Here is a 20,529-nt window from a genome sequence, read left to right as displayed (position 1 = left end):
TTTTTTTATGTATAATAATGCAGTAAAATATGCCAAAAGCGAGGAATTGGATATGACGGAAAATAATGACACGTTAAATTTTGAAGGTGCGATGGAAAACCCATCCGGCAAAAGAAGAAATGGAGGCACTCAAAGACCCGCCAAAAAAAAGAGCAAAAGCGGACTAATAGTTACTATTTTATTCTTAATGGTGGCTGCTTTTGCTATTTTAAAAACGAGTGGTATAGGAGCAGCTCTAGGAATTTCAACAATAAATCTTGATGAACCGGCTCCAGAAACAACTCAAGCCTCAAAAACAGAGCCGGCAGTTGCGCCAAAAGAAATATCCAACGAGGAATTAACAAAAAAGCAAGAGGCTCTTCAGAAACAACAGATAGCTCAACAAAACAAAGAAGCAATGAATGAAAAAGCTGCAAAAGAATTTGAAGATATAGAAAAAAGAAAAGATGAAATTTTTAGCAATATAGAAAAAGACTTCAAAACAAATGCGCAAAAGGAAAACACCGAAACGGCTTCACAAACAAATGCCGTAGTCGAACTTCAAGTGCAAAAAGATGAAGATTCATCGAATTGGAAGCGTAGAATAGCATCGCTATTTAAAAACGATAAAGACGTTGTTTTTATTTTGGATGCCGACATTCCATCCATCATTGCTAACAATTTCAGGCAAGAAGCCTATAATCAATATAGAATTGCCGGAACAGACGCTAGAATTTCAAACATTTCATTTGTGCAGCCTCGCAATCATAATGATTTTTTAGATATTAAAGTAACGGTTGAATCGCTGCCTCCAACTCCGCCGCATTCTTTTGAGAAGTTATATCCTATATCAAATTATGTTAAACTTGATTTTTTTGATGATGCTATTGTAAAAACATCAAGAAATAAACAAGAAACACTTGTGGAAGGCGATTTTATATTTCCATATATGCAAATTAAAAAGATTGGACAGCTAGAAAATGGTAGAATCTTCGCTGAAATTATTATCACTCAAGACGGATTCGGAGGAAATAATTTTGTGTATAGATATGAAAGAGATATGCAGTAGGAGTTAAGTATTATGAATAGTATATCTATTATAGATGCGCCTATTTTATTTACGGCTGTAATAGCAGGGCTTGCTTCAATGATTATATTTATCTATCCCATTATCTCGTATGTAAGAGAGTTTAATAGCAAGCAACAAACCGGGAAAAGCTACATTGAAATTTTTGCAAAGACGTTTGGATTGCAATTTGCCATTTTGCTCTTTATTCTGGCTTTTGCTTTTTTGTGGAACACTGCGGTAGGCGACCATCCTAGAGTAAGGTCTTACTCTATGAAATATGGAACTGCCCTATTCTACGGACATTTTAATCCAAATAACGGAAGTTTTACAATTCCGGCAACCGAAGATGGAAAAGGCTTTTGGACTGTATGGCGCGATTTGGGAGCTAAGGGCGTTACAACAATAAATTCCATCACTTCAAATACTATGAATGCAGGAGCGGCAAAGGCTATCGGCGGAGCAATCGTAGTTATAGGTATGATGACGATGGTTATATGGCTTGCTCTCTTGATTTATCCGCCGTTTTGTATATTAGCTCCCGTTTTTATGGTTATACGGCGCGAGCAGCAACAGCAGCATACAGACGATACTTTTGATAGGCTTTACAAGGGGCTTATTCTCTCTTTAACTTTGGTAGTCTTTGGCTATATTCATTCGTCCATAGCTTCAGTTTTTGTGTCGGCTCAACTAGGAGTAGATTTCAGCTTCTGGAAAAATATGGAATCAATCTGGTCTGGAATTTTTATGGGAGTATAAAATGGCAGAGAACAAAAACAAAAACAATCGCCCCGAATCAAAAGAGCATTCCTTAAGACGCTTTTTAATAGAAACGCAATTTTTCAGGAAGGCTTCCATCTGGGCTTATATTTTTTCTTTTAAAATTTTAGTCGCTACTGCAATCACTCTTTTTTTGATTTATTATTTTGGAGAGCAGTATTTGCTATGGATAGGAATAGGCTTTATGGGCTTTGTGATTTATAGTTACAAAAAAGACAATATTAACTTTACTTTCAAGATAACCAGAGCCGCAGACAGAACTATATTTAGCTTTTTTTCAAAAATGACAAAAAAATTCTATAACAATAGAAAAAATATGCTTAGGATTGAAGCAATGAGTAGTGAGCTTTTATTTAGTGAGCCGGCAACCAAGAAAAAAAAGAAAGGACAAAAATGAGACGCTTATTAACAGTCATTTTGCTATTTTTATTAGTTCCTTGCGCGTATTCAAAAGATGTAGTTGATAACAAGGGTAGAAATTATAGGAATCCTAAATTATCTTTGTTTGACAACACGGTTCGTTCTCGCAATATGCTTGGTGTGCTAGCCGTTACTCAAGGAATATCTAGCAGGCTTGAGCCGCAAACTCTTTTCAAAATAAGAGAAAGCAGCCACTATCAGGAGAGAATAAGTGATGCACCTCAAATTTTAGACTATAAAATTTTAAACAATTCGCTTAATATCTTAAATCAAGAAAAGAACATACTTGATATAAAAAATTCTAACAAGCCTTAATAAAACTATATGGCGAAAGCAAAAAAAAGATGTTATTATTTTTGAAAATTCAAAAAAAAAGAAAGGAGATAGAAGATGAACTTTCTTGAAAACCCAAGAGTGTTGTTATATTTTAAAATTCTTGGCAGACCTTTGCATATACATATCTTGTTTGCTTTGCAAATGCTGATTTTATTTAAGACATTTATAGATATGACCTATGCTAGTGTCGATAATGACAAGTGGGTTATGATTTCCGGGTTTTGTATGACTATTGGACTTCAGCTAATCTTTTCTCTAGTAAAAGCTGTAAAAGTAGCGGATTGGAAAGACGATGCTCTATATAGTATTAAGACCATATTTTTGCTAGTTTTGACATACGTTGTTATATTGGCTGTATCATCGGCACTTGTCCTATTTTTTGACACTACGCTGGGAATTTTTCTTAATGCGATAGAAACAACAATTTACGTAACCATACAACTAGCAGTAATTCTAAGCGGGACATACGGTCTTTTGATAGACGTAACGATAAATAACTTCTTTACTTATGACTTTTATCGTGCAGGTGGAAGAAACTATCCTTATGAGTATCTTCCATACTATGAAAAGCCTAGTCCGTTTTCGATTGTAATTTAAAAAAAGGAACAAAAACAATGAAACAAAAAATTTTTTCAGTAGCAGCTATCGCTGTTTTAGCCTCCGGAGCTTTTGCTTTGGAACTTAAGGACATACAAAAAGATATTGACGCTCTTAATTTAAGCAACAGCGCGGAGTTTAGTAAGAATTTTGCACCGCTCCTTAAAGAGTTCCCGGATGGAGTAAAATTAAGTCATTTTTCAAAGCTTAAAAATTCAAATATGATAATGGCAAATATAGTAACCCCCGATGAAGGTATGTTGCCGATTTTTATCTCTTCTGACGGAACAATGATAAATGGTTTCGGCTCAGTGCTGATTGCAGATGATACTCTCAGCCTTGAGATAAAGGAAAAGCTTGAGGTTATACTAAAAGACAACAAGAAATTTCAAGCACAAGAGCTGGAGCTAGACAAGAAAGTGCTTGACATAACAAGCAAAATTCCATCGGAGTATAGTCTTGATTTTGCATCAGAAGATGCCGCTTCAAAACAATACGCAATAGTAATTAGCGACCCTGAATGTCCTTTTTGCCGTATGCACTTGCAAGAAGAGCTGCCTGAGATGCTAAAAACTATGAGTGTTAAAGTCTATTTTGCCCCTGTGCATCAAGATTCTGCTTACATAAAATCAAAAATCATACTAGAAAGAGCAAAAAAAGCAAAGACTAATGCCGAAAAAATAGCGATTATGAATGAGTTATATAATCCTGATTTCAAAATTTCAGACAATGACAAAAAACTACCTATTGACAAGCTAAAAGCTTATAGAGAAATAGTATTTGCCGAAACAGGCATTAGGGGCGTTCCGCACGTTTCAATATACGAAACTCCTGAAAAAAAATAAGGAAAAAGAGATGAGAAGAAATTTAAATCAACCGCAGCACGTTATGATTACAGACCGTGATGCCGATTACGAGAAAAGATTAAAAGACAGCATCCCTTATGTGGAAGGCGATGAGCTTAAATTTTTTGAAAAGCACTATGGTTCTGCATACCATAAGGATATAGATATAAGAACAGAAAAGGGCGTTGTTTTTGTTGAAGATAACACGGATGGCGATTTCTTCAACAATATTGATGAAATGACAAAGGACTTTAAAGTTAGGCAGTTTATCCTAAGAGGAAGGTATGAGGGCAAACTTGCCAAATACTTCTTTGTTGATTTGGACAAAGAGGGAAAAGACAGAGTTGCAACAGGCATAGACGGCTATTATGAGAGTAATACAGTAGCCTTGATTGAAATTTTCAAGAAGCATTACGGAAATAGCGTTGGCAAAAAGTAAGCAAAAAAGCGATGTCGCCGCAACGTATATAATAGATACTCTGAAAAAAAATCCAAACTATGAGAGTTTGAAAAAAATTTTATACGATGCAACAACCGACATAGACAACCCTGCCGTCAGTAGCGGCAAGGAATTTTTTGATGCTGTGGCGTATCGCCAAAACATTGAAAATCAAAAGCTATATACGGCAATAGCCGCTTTGGTTATTGCAGAACTTCAGAGTGAATTTGAAGGAAAGGAAAAGCCGCTGTTTTTACCAGTAGAGGCACTGCCTCTTGCCTATATGTTTTTCTCTTTTTTTAAAATGTCGCTTAATGCAAATTTGACCGAAGAGCTTTTTGGAATAGAGGAAGAAAAAAGCCTGTTTGACGCTAACGCCAAACAAATTTTTTTAAAGAATTTCTCAGATATTGCCAACTATCCAGAAAAAAGCATAAGATTTATTGCTGATTACCCTTATAATTTTAGCGATAAGCTTGAGCAGATGTCATACGAAATTGATGAATACAACTCTGTTTTTATGCTAGACCTGCTAAGAGAATTTGCAGGCTGGGGAGCAAAAGAAGCTGAGGATAAAAAGGATAGTCTTGAGAGGTTTGACTATCTGCTTGGACAGATTAAAAAAGAAATCCCTTTAGTCGGGGATGTTTTACGTGTATATAAAAAACAAAATTCACATTAAGGATTTAAAATGAAAAAATTTTATGGTTTAAGTCTTGTCGTGGCTACTCTTTTTTTGGCGGGATGCGCAACAAAGGGTGAGCTTGGTAAGGCTGATTTAAAAGAGCGCGGATGCGAAGCTTTTAACTTCACTAGCTTGCTTCTATCGAAGGCTAAAGCGGCTGAATTTATAGACAAGAGAACTCAAGCGGAAAAGAACTTCCAGAATGGCTTATGGACAGCAAAAGAGTATTGCGATATGAGCGAATTAACGCTTACAGAGCTTTTGGTAGAGTATGGCAAAAAAACCGATTATTCAAATTTGATAAGTGTAAGAAGCGGCAGCAATATAAAGCTTAACAACAGTGGTGCTACTGTCATCGAAATAGAGGGTAGCAATATGCAATACGTCAATGATAGAAAATCATTTAACTACGTTGCAACAGACGATAAAAACGTAATAAGCTTTAAAGATGGCGATGAAATAAAGCTTGATGGCAAGAAATATCGCATATACAACAAACAAGAGTATAAAAACGATAAAGAGGCGTGGATTATAGAGATTGTGGAGATAAAAGACAAAATGCCTAAATCAAGCCTTATAACCATCAAAGAAAACAAATTTGTTTTGGGAAATTACAAGGTCATTTTTTAGCAGGATAAATAATGAAAAATATAAGGGTTCTGAGCAACGAAACACCTATCGGAGTTCTAAAAATATCATCTCAGGGCAGGAATGAAACTTACTTTTTTGAATACTGCGATAGCTGGATTTCGTCAGGATATGAAATAGACCCCAATTTACCACTCATAAAACAGGAATTTGTATCTAAAGAGCTTTGGAGTGCTTTTAGCGATATTAGTCCGGATAGATGGGGGCGATTGATTCAGGATAGAAAAGCTGGAAGCAACTTAACTACAAGCGAATATATGCTTGGAGTGAGTGATTATTTCAGGATAGGCTCATTAAGGCTGATGGTTGATAATGTTTTTGTTTCGCCTACGTCAGACATTCCAAAGCTTACCAGACTTAATGAGCTTTCAGCCTCTATCATAAATATAGAAAAAGGCGATAGCGTTCCTGAAGATTTAAAAAATTTAATCGAACCTAGCGGAAGTCTTGGCGGTGCTAGACCAAAGGCTAGCGTTATTAAAGATAATTGCTTATACATTGCCAAATTTCCGTCTATAAGGGACGAATACAGACAGATAAGCAGATGTGAAAAGACTATGCTAGATGCTGCAAAGATAGCAAAGATAAATGTCTGTGAAAGCGAGCTATTTGAAGTTAAAAACGGCACAGGATTGCTTGTAAAAAGGTTTGACAGGGATGAGGGAGCAAGAATTCCGTTTAAATCGGCTATGACAATGCTAGGAGTCAAAGAAGGCGTTAGTAGCGAGGGTAAAAGCTACTGTGATTTAGCCTTTTTACTAGATACTAAGAACAAAAAAGAGCTTTTTAGACGAATGGTCTTTAACGGGCTTTTTGGAAATACTGACGACCATCTAAGAAATCACGGAATACTTTATGATAAAGACACAAAGAGTTGGAACTTGTCCCCCGCTTTTGATATAACACCTGAAACCATAGCTTATTCCAAGCAAAATCACGCTTTAAATTTTATAGATTATAAAAATTTACCGGACATAAACCTATTTGATTCCATCAAAGAATTCTTTGAAGTAAGCAGCTCAGATTTTAAAGAGATTTTATCGGATATGCTTAATGCCAGAGAGCAGTTTGAAACTATTGCGAAAAGCAATGGAGTTAATTCAGACAACTTAAAGATGCTAAAAAATAACTATATGCACGAAGATTTTGAGAAGGCTGAAAAATTAATATCCAACACTTTCTCTAAAAAGATTTTTATCAACAACAAATGCTGCTTAGGTATCAAGAGTTAATATTCTCTTGATACTATTTTGCATTAAGCAACTAAATTTCTTTTCATACTATCTATTGTGTCAATCGCAATAAAAGATACGTTTTTCAAATCCCTACTAAGCTTTTCCGGGTTTTGATTGTTGCTTACAATAACAGACCTGATTTCATCTATGCTTCTGCCGGTAGTTTCTAGCAGGGATGAATGGATGGCTTTTTTTAAATTTTCAAAGAACGATATTCTTTTGTTTAGTATATCGTTGTAGCAATGGACTACGTTAGTGTCAGAACCTTCTCTGTCCAAACTAGCCCTTTTTAATCCTTCAGCGTTTTTTTCACAGATATTGCAAATTTCTATAAAAAAATCTATATAGTCTAAAAAATCATCCTTATACTTTATCTCTTTGTCGATAAAATTTCTTAGTATCTCTTTTATTGTTTCTATATTATCATTCATATTTCAATCCTTTAATTTATTTTTTAAGGCTTTTGTGATACTTGAGCCTCATAAGCTGTCCCCTTGTCCGCCTTCTTTGAAAGCAAAAGCTCCTCATTGAAGTCTTTAAAACCGGCTGATGGAACACCTCTTATTATTTTAAAAGTCGCAAATTTATGCAATAAAAGCTTTTGCCTGTCATCAAGTGTTGCATCTTGAGCCTTTAAAATTTCTTTTGCAGTGTCGTTTAATTCAGACAATGAAGATATTTTACTCGTATCAATATCAAGCCCGATTCTACCTAATAATCCGCCTAAAGATGAAACTATCCTTGCCGCCATTTTTTGAGCAAATTCATTGCCTTTTTCATCATTATCCGGAGAGAGTATCACTCTGGAGAAGCAAACAAGAGTCCTTTCAAAGAAGTTCTCAAGAGATATAAAAAAGTCTTCAGATGGATGCCCCATAGTTCCGGCAATCGTTGTTTCCTCTTTTTTTAGATAACCAAGCTTAATCGCACTACTTCCATCAAATACGGGATTTTCTACTATAAGCAAGGTTTGATTTTGAGCATCTTTGTTTGGGAAATTCACAAAAGAGATAGCCCTTCTGCTTCCTTCTCTCATACGTTTTTTAGCATCAACGTAGCCTATACTGAATTCTTGCTCGTTTTTTTCATCGTCAATATCTGGCGTGGCATTATCATCTACTACATTTATAGTATATTTTTCTTTTTTTGTTTGGACTAAAAGCATTTTAGACATAACCTCATAGCCCAAATTCGTTCTCAAGTCTTCCGGGATTTTTTGCTTAAGTAGTTTTTCTATAATTTCATCAACTCTCTTTTTTTGGCTATCTTTAACAATATAGCTACCCCATTTTTCTGAGTAGGTTTCAATATTTTTTCTTGCGACAGAGAAAAAGTTTTCCGGGAGTGCATACATCACTTGGTCGGCACACATAAGGGCTTTGCCGCCCTCTACCATATCCATACCACAAGAAATTCCTATTAAAATAGGCTCTTTAGGCGTATTGTCAAAATAAGGATTTTTAGGGAAAAAAGCTCTTATGGTGCTTTTGTTTGTATTATTTAGCGACAATATGTCGGCTTTGAGGTTTAAACCTCTAACTTTTATATCATCTGCAATATCAACTGTTTGGGCAAATTTGACTTTTGTGTATCTCTCTTTCCAAGCAGCAAATCTATCCTGATTTCTAACGCTGGCATCAGGGATTGTGTAATCTCTTCCGAGTGTGGCGGCAATATTTAAATTGTATTTTGCGGCATTGCTCTCGTCTTTAGCAATCTCGTTTAACAAATTCAAAACTGTATCATAGCTATAAGAAAGCATCCTGTCGCAAACAAAATTGATTACATCTCCGCCAATGTGAGGCTTGTATTCTCTTACAAATTTGCTTTTTTCCAATACACTCTCAGGTATATTTAGCTGATTAGGCTCAAAAGCATTGTTTTTTGGGTTAAAGCTTACGAAAAAGTCAAATCCTCTAGTATCTCTTTTGACGCTCAGAATCACGGTTTCATTATCCCTTTTGTAATAAGGATAGGTTCGGCAAGTTTTACCTCTCTCTTCCACATAGCCCATTAGCTCAAGCATTTTTTTAAAGGATAAATTTTTTAATATAAACTCTGCTTTTTCGGCACGCTCAATCTCTTTCTCTTTTTTAAAGAAATCTTTTTTGTTAGCATTGATAAAATTTTGAATAGAATTAATGCTGTTAAGCATATTTCCGTCAATAGGTTTATTTAGCACTTTCGCAATCTTTATAGCAAAATCTTGCTGTTTTTTGCTTGGCAACATCATTTTTACGCCTTTGGTCGAGCTATATTAACCTTCGGCTGCTCTTCGATGTCTTGCTTGGTTTGCGATAGTGTTTGAGCTTCAAGCTTGGCATTTTTATTCTCAGCCGTTAAAATTTCAATAGCTTCTCTTACAAAGCTTCCCTCTCTTGTTTTGTAATCAAGGTTGCTTAAATTTAATACGCTTTCACTTATGTTTTTGCGCTCATTTATAAACATATCGGTTGTTGTCTGTATGCCACAATAATTTAGAAGTCTTATATACTCTTGCATAGTTTCATCGGGGTTCTTGCCTACACTCATATCAACTCCTGAAAGCATATAATCCTGCTTTGTTAGCCCTATATTACTATCAATGTCCAGCTTAAATTTTTTAATAAATTCAATAGAGTAATCGTGTGCCAAAACAGCATTTGGATTGTCAATATAGCTTTCATAGTCTTTTAATAAACCAACTAAAAAATCTCTTCTACTGTTATCTGAAATATTTGATTTTATATCTTGCTCATAATCCTGTAAGAATATGTCGGCTGCTCTTATGAGGTTTTCAGGACTTTTAAAATGTAAATTGATAGAAGTTGCTCTTTCTACCCTGTCTGCAAAATGAATAATATCATCCATATATGTATTTTTTATGCCTACTGCACTATAAATGTGTTCGGCAAAACTTGCTTCATAATCCCTAATTTCAGGTATCACATCTTTTACGGGCGTTGGAACATCACCCATTAGCATTGCTTCTGTCGCATCGTGTAAAAGAGCCTTAAGGATTAGCTCTTTTTTCTCTTCTTCTGTTTTGTGAGAGCCAACGAGGTTAAGTTCAACAATTTTTGCCACATTAACACTGTGCTGTAACGTGGAGTAACCTGTGCCTAAAAAGCCTATGCTTTGCTCCAAATTTGCTCCTATTTTTGCGACAAGCACTTCAGGTTTCATATTGCCAACATTGAAATTTCGCATTAGCTGTTTAAACACAAAGGATATAACGTCTTTTTGCTTTTGAAAATGCTTTTGTGTGGCAACGTCCTTAAAAACTAAGTCAATATTTTTAGCAAATTTTTCTCTGATTTCCTCAATATCTTCCAGAGGGCTTAACTGTTCAATCTCTTTGTAGTTAGGGACAAAGAAGCTTGCAAGTAATTTAGCTGTTTTTTGAGCGAGAGTTACAATCATCCTTGAGATAGGATTGTAGCTGTCTATTATTTTTTGTCTTGCTTCGTTTTGCTCTCTTAAAAATCCTAACATTGCCTTTATGTTCTCTTCGGCGATAGCAGGGTCGATTATATCCATTAGCTTTGTATGCTCTTCCTCGCTTAGAGAGAAAAAGTCCGTATCTAAAAGCAACGCCCCTTTGAAGTTACAATCGTATTGTTTTGCCTCGACTATCTCTTCGCGTAAAGCATCGTATTCAACCACAAAGGTTCTATCTGGATTTTTGATGTCTTGAGCGTAAATTTTAACTATGTCGCTGTTGTTTTTATCTTCAATGTAGCACATATTTACATAATTGACATCTTTTCCTAAATCTACAAATTTGCCGTCTATCAAAATTTTAGTGCCGGCTGATGTTAAGACTTGAGGAATTACTGATGAAATAAGATGAGAGCCAGCCTTAATATTTTGTGAGGCTCGATACTCTTCAGGAGATATTGCTGCCGCTATCTCTTTGTGCAAAGATGCAAGTTTTTGAGGTGTGATTATTTTATTTGCTTCTAGCGTATTAGATAGCGATTTTAGCTGCTTTAGAATTTTTGTAGCGGCTAAGAAATTATTTGAATCGCTAAAATTTTTGACAACTTGGGTCATAGTAGAGATTAGTTTGGCAATATATCTTGATTCCATATCCAAAATTACATTTTTGTCTTGCATATAATCAACCAAGTTGCTTAGATAGTTGAATATCCCGGCATTTTGCTCTTTTAGTCCGTTTCCCTCTACCAAAGAAAGGCTATAAACATAAGCAAAAACGCTGTTTTTTATTGATTTGCTTGACAATATTGTATGAGACGATTTTAAGTCGGCTCTAGCCTTTAAAAAGTCATTGTCGAAATTTTCAGACATAATATCTTTTAAAATTTCAGATAGAGCCAATTTTTTAATATTAAGCTCTGAATTTGTAAAATCGCTTCTTTTAGCAAAAAAGTCAAAGTCAGAAAAAGCCCACTTTTCGTCTATGGTGTTTGATGAAATTTTAATAAAAGCTCTTGTTGAGCCATTCTCGTCATAAACGGGCTTAAATCCAAGCTCTGTCAGCTCATTAAATTCTTTGTCCGGGTCTTTGGGCAATCTAATGTCATAGCCAAACGATGCCTGCTTAATTGCCCAAAAAGAAGAAGAGTTCATTAGCGTATCAAGCGGAGTAGTATTAAAATCTCTTATTTCATCAGTAAGAACCTTTAAGCTTGCCGCAAAAATCTCCTGTTCAATTTTATCTTCACTTATCTTCTTTTGCGAAAGTTTTTCACCACTAAATTTCTCGATGCCGCAGTCTATTCCATCAGAAAAAAACGTGTTCATTTCATCGCTAGTCATCATTGTATTCGGAGTTGTCATAAACAAAGTAGTATTTCCGTCTATTCTGATAGTATTGTTTGACTTGGCTTTTGCAAGCAAGGCATCGTTTTTGTTGTCTATATAGACTTTTTCACCCATTTTTTTATAAAAATAGCTTCTAGTATCGTCCGGGTTTTTTTCTTCCACGATATACTTTATCCCGATAAATTTGTCTTTTATCTTTTTGTATCTTGAGTCCGAAAAAGCGTTATGTATCTCTGAAGCCAAAGCATTTAACACTTGGCTTTTAGAATATGCCTTATCAACCAGAGGCAAGACCAGCAAATCATTCTTGTCTGAATAGATAATAGATAAGTTTTTAGCATCTACAAGCGTTCCGTCTTGAGCTATTGCAATGTTGTTTAAAATTTCACCATTCATCAAGTCATATATGCCAAAACTTCTACTATTTTCAAGTATATCCTTTATTCTTGGGGATATAGTTGTTTTGATTCCTTTTGCATATTCAGAAAGCTCTACATCTCCATCTGCTGAATGTAAATTAAAGTCTTTAATATTTCCGTTTTGAGTAAAAATTAGCTGTCCGTCCCTGCTTTGGTCGGTTTCCTCGCCTTCGATAACCGCCTTAAATACTTTTTCGTTCTCAATATAGCTTAAGTGTTCTTCTACCATCTTCTGTTACTCCATCCTTTTTGAATTTTATATACTCGTTCATATTGCTAAAAGAATTTAAATTTTTAGGGCTTACGTTGTTTTCGACTAATTTAAAGATTTCTTCTCTTCGATTAGAAAAATCTTGAGTAAGCGCATCAAAAATAATAACGTCAGCACTTGTTTTGCCCGGAAAAGGGCGCATTGCCCTGCCTATTACTTGCTCTAAGCTATAAATAGAGCTTACCGGAGGTAAAACAGGCGACATCACCCTTACTGTGTCTATGCAAGGCAAATCTATTCCTTCTTTAATTAAGCTCGTGGTGGAAACTAAGACAAAATTATCTTCGTTGCCTAATTTTCTAATCTTGTTGAAAACTTCTTGCTTGTCTTTGGATTCGCCATTCAAGTAAAAAATTTGAGCCTTGTCTTTAAAGTCTTGAAATTTTGCATATATTTTTTTAGACCAAGATATGGAATTTGTCAAAATGATAGCTTTAAAGCTCTTTTTTTCTTGAAATTCATTATATACAAAGCCTTCTACTTCTCTTTGTCTTAAAAAATCTTCATCAATGGACTTCTTTAGATAGCCTATTTTTATGCCTATATCTTCCCATTTTGTAGGAAGGCATTGAGGATATTTTCTAAAGTGGTTAATAGATAAAACTTCAAAAATTCTGCTGGCATAGTCTAAATATTTTGACTTCTCATCCTTGCTATAATCTTTGGTGGTATCAAAATTTGGCTCATATCCATAAATTTTAGTTCTTAGCATTATGGTTTCAATAAATTTCATCTTTCTGTGCAGCTCGCTAGGCTGGCTTGAGAAACAATCTTTAAAAAAATTTTTAATATTCTCAACCTCGCCTATACCGATTGGTTTTTGAGTTCCGTTTGGCATTGTTTTAAAAATATTATAGGGCTGAAACTCTTTTTGTTTTAGGATAGTAGAGATAACCATATATGCTGATTTAAAACTGCTATCTATAAAGTCAATATAGCTTTTTATGCTCTCATCATTTATTTTTTTTAATAAAATTTTACCTATGAAATCTTGTTGCGCAACGTCATTAAGTCTAAAAGAGCCACTCTGAATAATATTCACATCAGGTCTTACAAGATAGCCGTTATCGTAAAGCTGCTCAATATTTACGCGATAAGCAATATTGTTGTTAAAAAGGTTCATTAGTCTAGTTTGGTCTTGATAAGCACTTCTGTATGGAGTGGCACTTACGCCATATACCCCTTTGCAATATGGCGCAAGAGTTTCTATGATGTTTGACAATACGTTTGCTGATGCGTGATGACACTCGTCAATAATAAGATTTTGATGTCTTCCTTTTAGGTCTTTAAGTAAAAAGCTGCTCTGAAATATGGACTGCCAAGTCGATACTAAAACCTGCTTTTTTGCTTCACTAGCTTTATCTGCCGTATTACCATCTATCGACCCTATTGACATACTATCTCCCAATATGCTTTCAAGTCTTTCTCTGGTTTGTTTTACCAAATCTATTGCCGGGACAATAATGAGGGCTGTTTCTTGCTTTTGTTCAATCAAGTAGGCGATAATGTTGGTTTTGCCTGAGCCTGTCGGCGCATAGATTATCCCTCTGTCCGTTTTCATTAGTGCATCAACGCACTCTTGTTGGTATGGACGAGGAGGAAATTTTTTATGCTTAGTTACAGAAGCTATACGAACGGTATCGCCGTCCGGAATATTTAAACACAAAACAGAATTGTTTTTTTGCTCTTTTTTTAACTTCGTAATCAAAAAACCCTGAATTGTTCTTACGTTGGTTTCGTATGCCTCTGTTAGCTTCCTAAAAAACCTTTCATAATTTTTTATGCCTTTTATGTCTTTTAGTCTTGCAAGATACTCAGGGTATCTTGTTTTATAAATTTCTATCATATTCTCAAGCTCACTAGCTAGACGATTTTCGTCTTTAATGCCTAATTTTTTGCCTATCTCTATTATGTCGGCTATGTTTATACTGCTCTTTTTGCCGTTAATAGGCAGTGTTGTTTGCTCGTTTGACATCTTAGTAATAGGAAAAGTGTTTATAACGTCATAAGCGGGCGTAAGCTTTAAATTTTTACCATCTACAAAAAAGCTGATATTCTTTTTGTGAAAATCCGAATTAAACATCAAAGCGTTGGCGAAGACGTATTTTAAAAATTTAATCTTTTCATCTTCATCAAGGCAGTTTTCTTCGTTTAAGAATTTTGCTATCTTGTCAATAGTTCCATCGTATTTATCGGAACTTTGCATAAAGGCATTGAGGCTAACTTGACTTATTTTATTTTTATTCGCATCAAAATCAAATCTTTTAACGACATAGTGCGAAAAATCGTAATATTTATGATAGATTAGTCCATTATACGGAACTTCAAAACCGAATTCTTTTAAAAAAGTCGTATGTAAATGCTCATTAATTGCCAAATTCTCATAATGGTTAGCGGGCTTTAAAATTAAATCGCCGTAACACTCGGAAAGAGTATTATTTTTAATAACCGCTTGAAGCTTATGTTGATAGCCGGGAAGGGATAATTTTTGCTGCTTAGGCGGCTTTGAGTCTGATTTTACAAATAAGACCTCAGAGCTTATATTTATATCCGCTTTTATCTCGTTTGGAAAATCAAAATCTCTTGTAGCAATATCTGAAAATTCAATCTCTTCGCCATTATATAAATTTGATGAAGAGAAAGTAAAGTCCCCTATGGTATTGTTAAGATGCTTTAACAGCTCCAAATCGTTTTTTGGATTAAAAAATCTGCGCATAATTAAGAGGTCTGCGCCTTCTGGCAATATATCATAAAATAGATGAAGCTTGCTATTATCTAAAGCGTAGTCGTCTAACTTCTCATTGTAAATATAAAAATTATCCTCTTCTATCTTTCCAAATTTTTGTTTGTTTTTAAAGACAAAGATTGGTCTAACATTGTCCATCGCTTACATCCCTGTTTTTATGCCGCTACTAATTTTTTCTTTTGGTGTTTTATGCGGCTTAATAAAGTCGATAGGGTCTAGCTGCTCTGCAAAAACTATCTTGCCCGAAAACGCTTCAATATCCCCATCTGCCGAGCAATTATTAGATAATTCCATTAGAAATATAGGCATTTTCCTATTTTCGGCTATCTCTTTGCTTTTGTTTATTAAAATTTCTGCGCTGTCGCTAGTTGCTATAAAATCAACTTTTTCTATTATGTCTGATAGTGGGTTCTTAAAACCTAACTTGAGCATTACAAAATCTTGCGTTTTTGTTTTGGCGGCAGCTGTATCCGCATTTGAAATCATATCGTGCGTAACTATTACGGGTGCTAAGAAATTTTTACTATAAGGGATGGCATCTGTCTTTTGAGTAAGATATTTTGAAAGCTCTACATACTCAAAAAGAGTTATAGGCTTGGAAAGCACTATATGGCTTTGTTTTGCTAAGTCAAGCTCGCTTGTGGCATCGTTTGAGATTAGTATGTTGTTATCAATAGCCATTTTTAGTAATTCGGTAAATTCTTTTAAATTTTTAATACTTCCGCCCAAAGCTTTCAAGTGTCCGCCAAAAGAAAAACAAGGCTCTTTGTCCGTATCTTTATTGAGTTCGGCATAATAATTCATCAGTCTTGTAAGATTATTATGGACATTTTCCCCACGTCCGCTAAAAACAATTTTTCCTGTGTCCTTGCCTGAATTTACTCTTGAAGCAGCAATCACATCAGCCCCTGTATTATCAAACACTCTCTGGGCAACTAGCCCGTTGATTCCTACGCTTAAATTTTCCGTAAATACAAGTATAAAAGGGTTGTTTTTGATTTGTTTGACTTCTATTGAGTGCAAGGCTTGTTTTGTAGCTTCATAGGCTACTTTCTTTCTTCTTTCGTTTAGATGATTTAGTGCGGCATAGCCATTATCTAAAAAATCCTTTGTTTTGGTATCTGCATCCACGCTTTCTTGTTTTTGCATAACCATACGAATAAAAGGCTCACTGTCCGCCCCTATTCTGTTAATAGCGTTCATCATAGGAATTGCTCCAAAAGCCAAGTCTTTTGTTGATATAACGCTTTTGTTCTTGAAAAAATAGCTAAAAATAGGTCTGCGAAGTTTTGCTAGCTTTTCTATTTCGGCTTGTAAATTTTCCATTTTTCCTATTTTTTCTATGCTTTTTTCAGCTTTTTCAAAATTCTTGTTAGTAATTTGATTAACAATCTCTTCACCTAAAGTGTCAATTTTTTTAGTTATTAAATTGTAGCTAGCCTCAGCGTTATTGATGATGTTAAGCCCTTTTTGAACTATATCTCTGTTGCTGTCAAGAGATGCCACATCAGAAACAGCAGTAAAGGCTGCTAAGTCTGCTAAGTCAGGCAGTTCTAAATCGTGCCTTTGAGATAATTTGTCAAAAAACTTATATAGTAAAATACCTGTTGAAATTTCAACTTTGCCATCTACGTTTGGATTAAAAATATTTGGAAATTTTCCAAAATCACCGTTTGCGTGATGGTCGAAGGCGAAATATTTGTCTTTGTAGTGTTCATCAGCTATTATTGGCAAAACGCTTTTATGAGTTCCGTTGTCGCAAGTGATGATGTAGTTGATGCTGCCGGTTTGTAAAACCGCTTTAACAAAATTTTGAGATATGCCATAGCCATCGGTTCTTTTTGGGATTTTAAATTTTAACTTCTCTAAAAAAGCCTTAGCTGATTTTTCATCGGCATTGCCCTTTTTTACCTCTTGTTTTGCAATGGCGGCTAAGGTTTCTATCATCATCGTGCAAGATAGCATACCATCGACATCATAATCGGCATATATCAATACGCCGTTTCCCTTTTTTATCTGATTTGATATATTTTTATAGAAATGGTCTATTTTGCCTACCGGTATATGAAATTCACCGGATGCGCTATTTTTTTTAAAATTTGAAATTGCGTTATTTATCTCTTTTTTATTGATTTTGCTGTTATTCTCTGTTGTTTTGAAAAGGTCTTTTATTAAATTTTTCATATCTAAACCGTTCTTATAAAAATTATCTATATAAAAACCCCGCCACTATCATTATGGCGGGGGTTGCCAAATTATATTTTTGGTCTTGAAACTTGCTCTTGGTCTTCGTCCGGGTCGTCTAATTTGATTTCTTCTTGGTTGCTAAAGTCATTTTCATCAATATCAAAATCAAATCCGTTGCCCATATCGGTATCGTCATTTAGCTTATATTCCCAATCGTCTAAATCCCCTATGCCAAATGCGCTTGTTAAAGAAATGTCTTCATTTTTTGGCATTTCAACTTCATCTATTAAAACAGCATCTTTAGGGATGTCTTCTGTAACAATCGGAGCTTTAGTCTTGGCTTTAGCTTTTGTGCTTACAGACGGAGCTTTTGCAGGTTCGTCTGTTACAGGGATGTTTGGAGTTATGATAGTGCCAGCCATTTCTTCAAAATTTTGTTGTTTTGCCGCCGCTAGCATCTCATTCATTGCTTCTAGCGTTAGTTTAGGTTTATTCATTCCGGCATTATTTATAAAATTTGCGACTCTTACTTCTCTTGCGTCTTTTTGGTTTTGCGCAAAGCTTTCTCTTGGATTTATGCCTATTTCAGCTTCATAGTTTTTGTTGTTTAAGACTCTGGCAAGGGCTTTGCTTATGTCAGAAGGCATAGGCACTACAAGCTCTGTCGTTTCGCCATCCGCACGTCTTTTTGACATCTTTGTTGAACCCAAATTGTTATCATAAAAAGCGTTAGGGCTTGCAAGAACTTGATATTTTTTATCATCTTGCGTAATCTCTGTCATTAAAGAGGATGAAACTGTTGGAATAAGCCTATCATAAAGAGGACTGAATACCTTTTGCTCGGGATTTTTCTCTTTGTGTTCTTCAAGCTTGTTTCTAACCTGCTCTGCGGTTTTTACCATAGCTTGGTTCATATCGTATATTTCACCTAAGCTCTTATTGACTTCTCTTATAACATTTTGTGAGGTTTCAGGATGGTCTGCTTGTTTTAAGAAGCAAAGCGTTCCTGTTTCTAGGCTTCTTTTTAGACTTTCGTTTATTAGTTTGTTGTGATAAGATGAAACGCTTTGTCTAAAATTTGAACCGTTATCTGTATGTTTTGACAACTCAATAGCCACTCTTAAAACATTTAAATTGACTTGTAATGCTCTTGGCAAGCCTTTTATCTCATTTCCGTTCTTAATGTTTTCTAGGAAATTTTTAAGCTCAGTAGGGCTATTTTGTAAGTCGGTTAGTTTTTTGATAAGGGCTTTGTAGAAAGGTGCGACTTTTAGATTGGATTTGTTTGTGATTTCGCCCTTATTTTTTTCTGTTCCATCACCGTAAGCTTTTACAGTTAAAAATTCAATAGCCTCTTTAACTTTTGCAGGATAGCCTTTGTCGCTTCCCTCATAGTATATATTTCCTTCATTGTCCATTCTGTCTATTCTGTTAAACACCTCATAAAGACTTGGGTCAAGTCCGCTTTGCGGTCTAGGGAAAAAGGCTCTTGCCGGGACTTTAAGCTCTTTTTCGTCTTTTGTGGTAAAGCTTTTCTCGGAAAATACAATTTTTTCTGGCAGGATAGTTGCTTTAATATTTAAAAGAGTGTCGCTGTCGATTCTTCCAGAGATTTTAGCTGTCGGAGTGCCAAACACAACATTTGCATATCCTGACGGAACTCTTCCTGTATATTCAAAGCCCGGATTAATTTTAGATTTATTTAGCACTCTATCGCCGTCTTTTGTAAGCCCTATTTGCGCTATATTTTGATTAAATTCAAGCACTGTCTTAATAGCTTTTTCCATAGCATACAAGAAGTTGTTTGCAGATTTTAAGAGTTTATCCGGAGTTTTTTGCTGTAAAACTTGTGTGGAAAAAAGACTATCCCCATAGAAGCTTATAGATGGAAACTTATTGCTAAGTGGTTTTAGCTTATTTACTATGTCTTGAGATAAGGATATGGCAGCTCTTTTATCTTCTTCTGACGGTTTTTCTTTTATTGTTATGTCGTGAAGTTTAAACATTGAAGGTTTTACCTCTTTTGCCACTGCTGAAAATAAATGTCCAGCCGCAAATATATCTTTTTGAGCCTTCTCAACAAATGCTTTCATATCGGCTCTTACTTCTTGTGATATATACTCTGTCCTAATTTTGTCAATAAGCTTATCGTCTTTAAGAGTAGGGAAATTGCTATATTTAGCCGAAAGTTCTAAATCTTTATCGGCTGCTAAAATTTCATAAGATTCAACCTTTGTGGAAATTACGCTTATTCCCAATTTTTCTTGTAGGTCATCTTTGTTGTTTGCAATATTTGTTGCCGACATAAAGATTATCGACTCAATAGGATGGGCTTTAAATTTGTTCAAAATTGCGGTTGTTTTATCGCCATCATTAAGCTTAAGAGGTATTGAAGGGTCTTGTAGAGAGAGTGCAATAATTTTCTGCGCAATATTCGTAAGTGCGGTTAAATTCTCAGGTATGATATTTAAAGACGAATTGCCGTCATCGTCTTTCACCCACAATGACTTATCTTCGTATTTGCTTGTTTCAGCTATAAACATAGCAAGAGCATCTTTACTTCCTTGCTCCAAATTTGCCTTCATAGCACCTTGCAAAACATCATTGATAGCGAAATTCATCTCTCTTAGAGTTACTCTAGTTGCAGGGATATTCACCTCTTGTAACTTAATAGTTTCATCCGGCTGTTTAATCTCTTCAAACATCGTAACAACGCTTGAGCTTTGGTTGTTGCTGTTATTTGCATTGGTTAGATACAATTTAAAGTTTCTGAATTGACTACCATCTTGGACTGATAGTGTTGCAGATGTGATTTTAGGCTGAAAAAAAGCATTTATTACAGTGTGTTTTTCTTTGATGTCGCCTAGCATATTGAGATACGCTTGAGGTTGTTCATCTGTGGAGTTGTCTGAAGTTATATCTTTGATATATTCTCCATCTTCTAAAATAGGATGCTCTTCAATATTTTTTCTTGTCTTTTCTTCGTTGATGGTTATAAAATTTTTACCACCTACAATTCCACTGAAGACATCTCCGCTTCGCTCTAAACTAAATGTGCCGGTATCGGCGATATTTATTTTTTGTGCCATTTTTCGTCCTTTTTAGAATT

General features: G+C 35.1%; 16 protein-coding genes. 10 read left to right on the top strand and 6 right to left on the bottom strand.

Annotated features, from left to right (window positions below; genetic code table 11):
* Positions 1-52 precede the first annotated feature (52 nt).
* The 10 genes from CDOM16188_RS03540 to CDOM16188_RS03495 all read left to right on the top strand — a co-directional run bounded on the left by CDOM16188_RS03540 (position 53) and on the right by CDOM16188_RS03495 (position 7,027).
* Positions 53-1,048 (top strand): cell envelope integrity protein TolA, encoded by a 996-nt coding sequence (locus CDOM16188_RS03540; RefSeq protein WP_172198985.1) that lies wholly within the window; start codon positions 53-55, stop codon positions 1,046-1,048.
* A 12-nt stretch (positions 1,049-1,060) separates the two neighbouring features.
* Positions 1,061-1,804 (top strand): hypothetical protein, encoded by a 744-nt coding sequence (locus CDOM16188_RS03535; protein ID WP_172198982.1) that lies wholly within the window; start codon positions 1,061-1,063, stop codon positions 1,802-1,804.
* 1 nt (position 1,805) lies between these two features.
* Positions 1,806-2,222, top strand: a complete 417-nt coding sequence (locus CDOM16188_RS03530; RefSeq protein ID WP_172198979.1) for a hypothetical protein — start codon at positions 1,806-1,808, stop codon at positions 2,220-2,222.
* A complete protein-coding gene (locus CDOM16188_RS03525; protein ID WP_172198976.1) occupies positions 2,219-2,560 on the top strand; it encodes a hypothetical protein in 342 nt (113 codons plus the stop codon). Before CDOM16188_RS03530 ends, CDOM16188_RS03525 begins: the two co-directional genes overlap by 4 nt.
* A gap of 75 nt (positions 2,561-2,635) precedes the next feature.
* On the top strand, positions 2,636-3,178 hold the full coding sequence (locus CDOM16188_RS03520) for a hypothetical protein (RefSeq protein ID WP_172198925.1): 543 nt from the start codon (positions 2,636-2,638) through the stop codon (positions 3,176-3,178).
* 17 nt (positions 3,179-3,195) lie between these two features.
* Positions 3,196-4,023, top strand: a complete 828-nt coding sequence (locus CDOM16188_RS03515; protein WP_172198922.1) for a hypothetical protein — start codon at positions 3,196-3,198, stop codon at positions 4,021-4,023.
* A gap of 10 nt (positions 4,024-4,033) precedes the next feature.
* Positions 4,034-4,462, top strand: coding sequence for a hypothetical protein (locus CDOM16188_RS03510; RefSeq protein WP_172198919.1), 429 nt, complete (start codon positions 4,034-4,036; stop codon positions 4,460-4,462).
* Positions 4,449-5,144 (top strand): hypothetical protein, encoded by a 696-nt coding sequence (locus tag CDOM16188_RS03505; protein ID WP_172198916.1) that lies wholly within the window; start codon positions 4,449-4,451, stop codon positions 5,142-5,144. The genes CDOM16188_RS03510 and CDOM16188_RS03505 overlap by 14 nt, the downstream gene beginning before the upstream one ends.
* A 9-nt stretch (positions 5,145-5,153) precedes the next feature.
* The gene (locus CDOM16188_RS03500; RefSeq protein ID WP_172198913.1) at positions 5,154-5,777 is read left to right on the top strand and encodes a hypothetical protein; all 624 of its coding nucleotides are present in this window, start codon (positions 5,154-5,156) and stop codon (positions 5,775-5,777) included.
* A gap of 11 nt (positions 5,778-5,788) precedes the next feature.
* Positions 5,789-7,027 carry a type II toxin-antitoxin system HipA family toxin gene (locus CDOM16188_RS03495; protein WP_172198910.1) on the top strand — a complete coding sequence of 413 codons (1,239 nt, stop codon included), beginning with the start codon at positions 5,789-5,791 and terminating at the stop codon, positions 7,025-7,027.
* 23 nt (positions 7,028-7,050) lie between these two features.
* Here the strand turns inward: CDOM16188_RS03495 and CDOM16188_RS03490 are convergent, their stop codons facing one another.
* From CDOM16188_RS03490 to CDOM16188_RS03465, 6 genes are all read right to left on the bottom strand, one after another.
* Positions 7,051-7,461 (bottom strand): hypothetical protein, encoded by a 411-nt coding sequence (locus CDOM16188_RS03490; protein ID WP_172198907.1) that lies wholly within the window; start codon positions 7,459-7,461, stop codon positions 7,051-7,053.
* A 23-nt stretch (positions 7,462-7,484) separates the two neighbouring features.
* Positions 7,485-9,263 carry a hypothetical protein gene (locus tag CDOM16188_RS03485; RefSeq protein WP_172198905.1) on the bottom strand — a complete coding sequence of 593 codons (1,779 nt, stop codon included), beginning with the start codon at positions 9,261-9,263 and terminating at the stop codon, positions 7,485-7,487.
* A gap of 2 nt (positions 9,264-9,265) precedes the next feature.
* A complete protein-coding gene (locus CDOM16188_RS03480) occupies positions 9,266-12,445 on the bottom strand; it encodes a YfbR-like 5'-deoxynucleotidase (RefSeq protein ID WP_172198902.1) in 3,180 nt (1,059 codons plus the stop codon).
* Positions 12,417-15,371, bottom strand: coding sequence for a HipA domain-containing protein (locus CDOM16188_RS03475; protein ID WP_172198899.1), 2,955 nt, complete (start codon positions 15,369-15,371; stop codon positions 12,417-12,419). Before CDOM16188_RS03475 ends, CDOM16188_RS03480 begins: the two co-directional genes overlap by 29 nt.
* 3 nt (positions 15,372-15,374) lie before the next feature.
* Positions 15,375-17,417, bottom strand: a complete 2,043-nt coding sequence (locus CDOM16188_RS03470) for a DHH family phosphoesterase (protein WP_172198896.1) — start codon at positions 17,415-17,417, stop codon at positions 15,375-15,377.
* Positions 17,418-17,488: 71 nt separating this feature from the next.
* Positions 17,489-20,509, bottom strand: coding sequence for a hypothetical protein (locus tag CDOM16188_RS03465; protein ID WP_172198893.1), 3,021 nt, complete (start codon positions 20,507-20,509; stop codon positions 17,489-17,491).
* Between the last annotated feature and the right edge of the window lie 20 nt (positions 20,510-20,529).

This window comes from Campylobacter sp. RM16188 (assembly GCF_012978795.1).
Lineage (GTDB): Bacteria > Campylobacterota > Campylobacteria > Campylobacterales > Campylobacteraceae > Campylobacter_A > Campylobacter_A canis.
The sequence above is the reverse complement of the archived record's forward strand: the minus strand, read 5'-3'. Positions and strand labels throughout refer to the sequence as shown.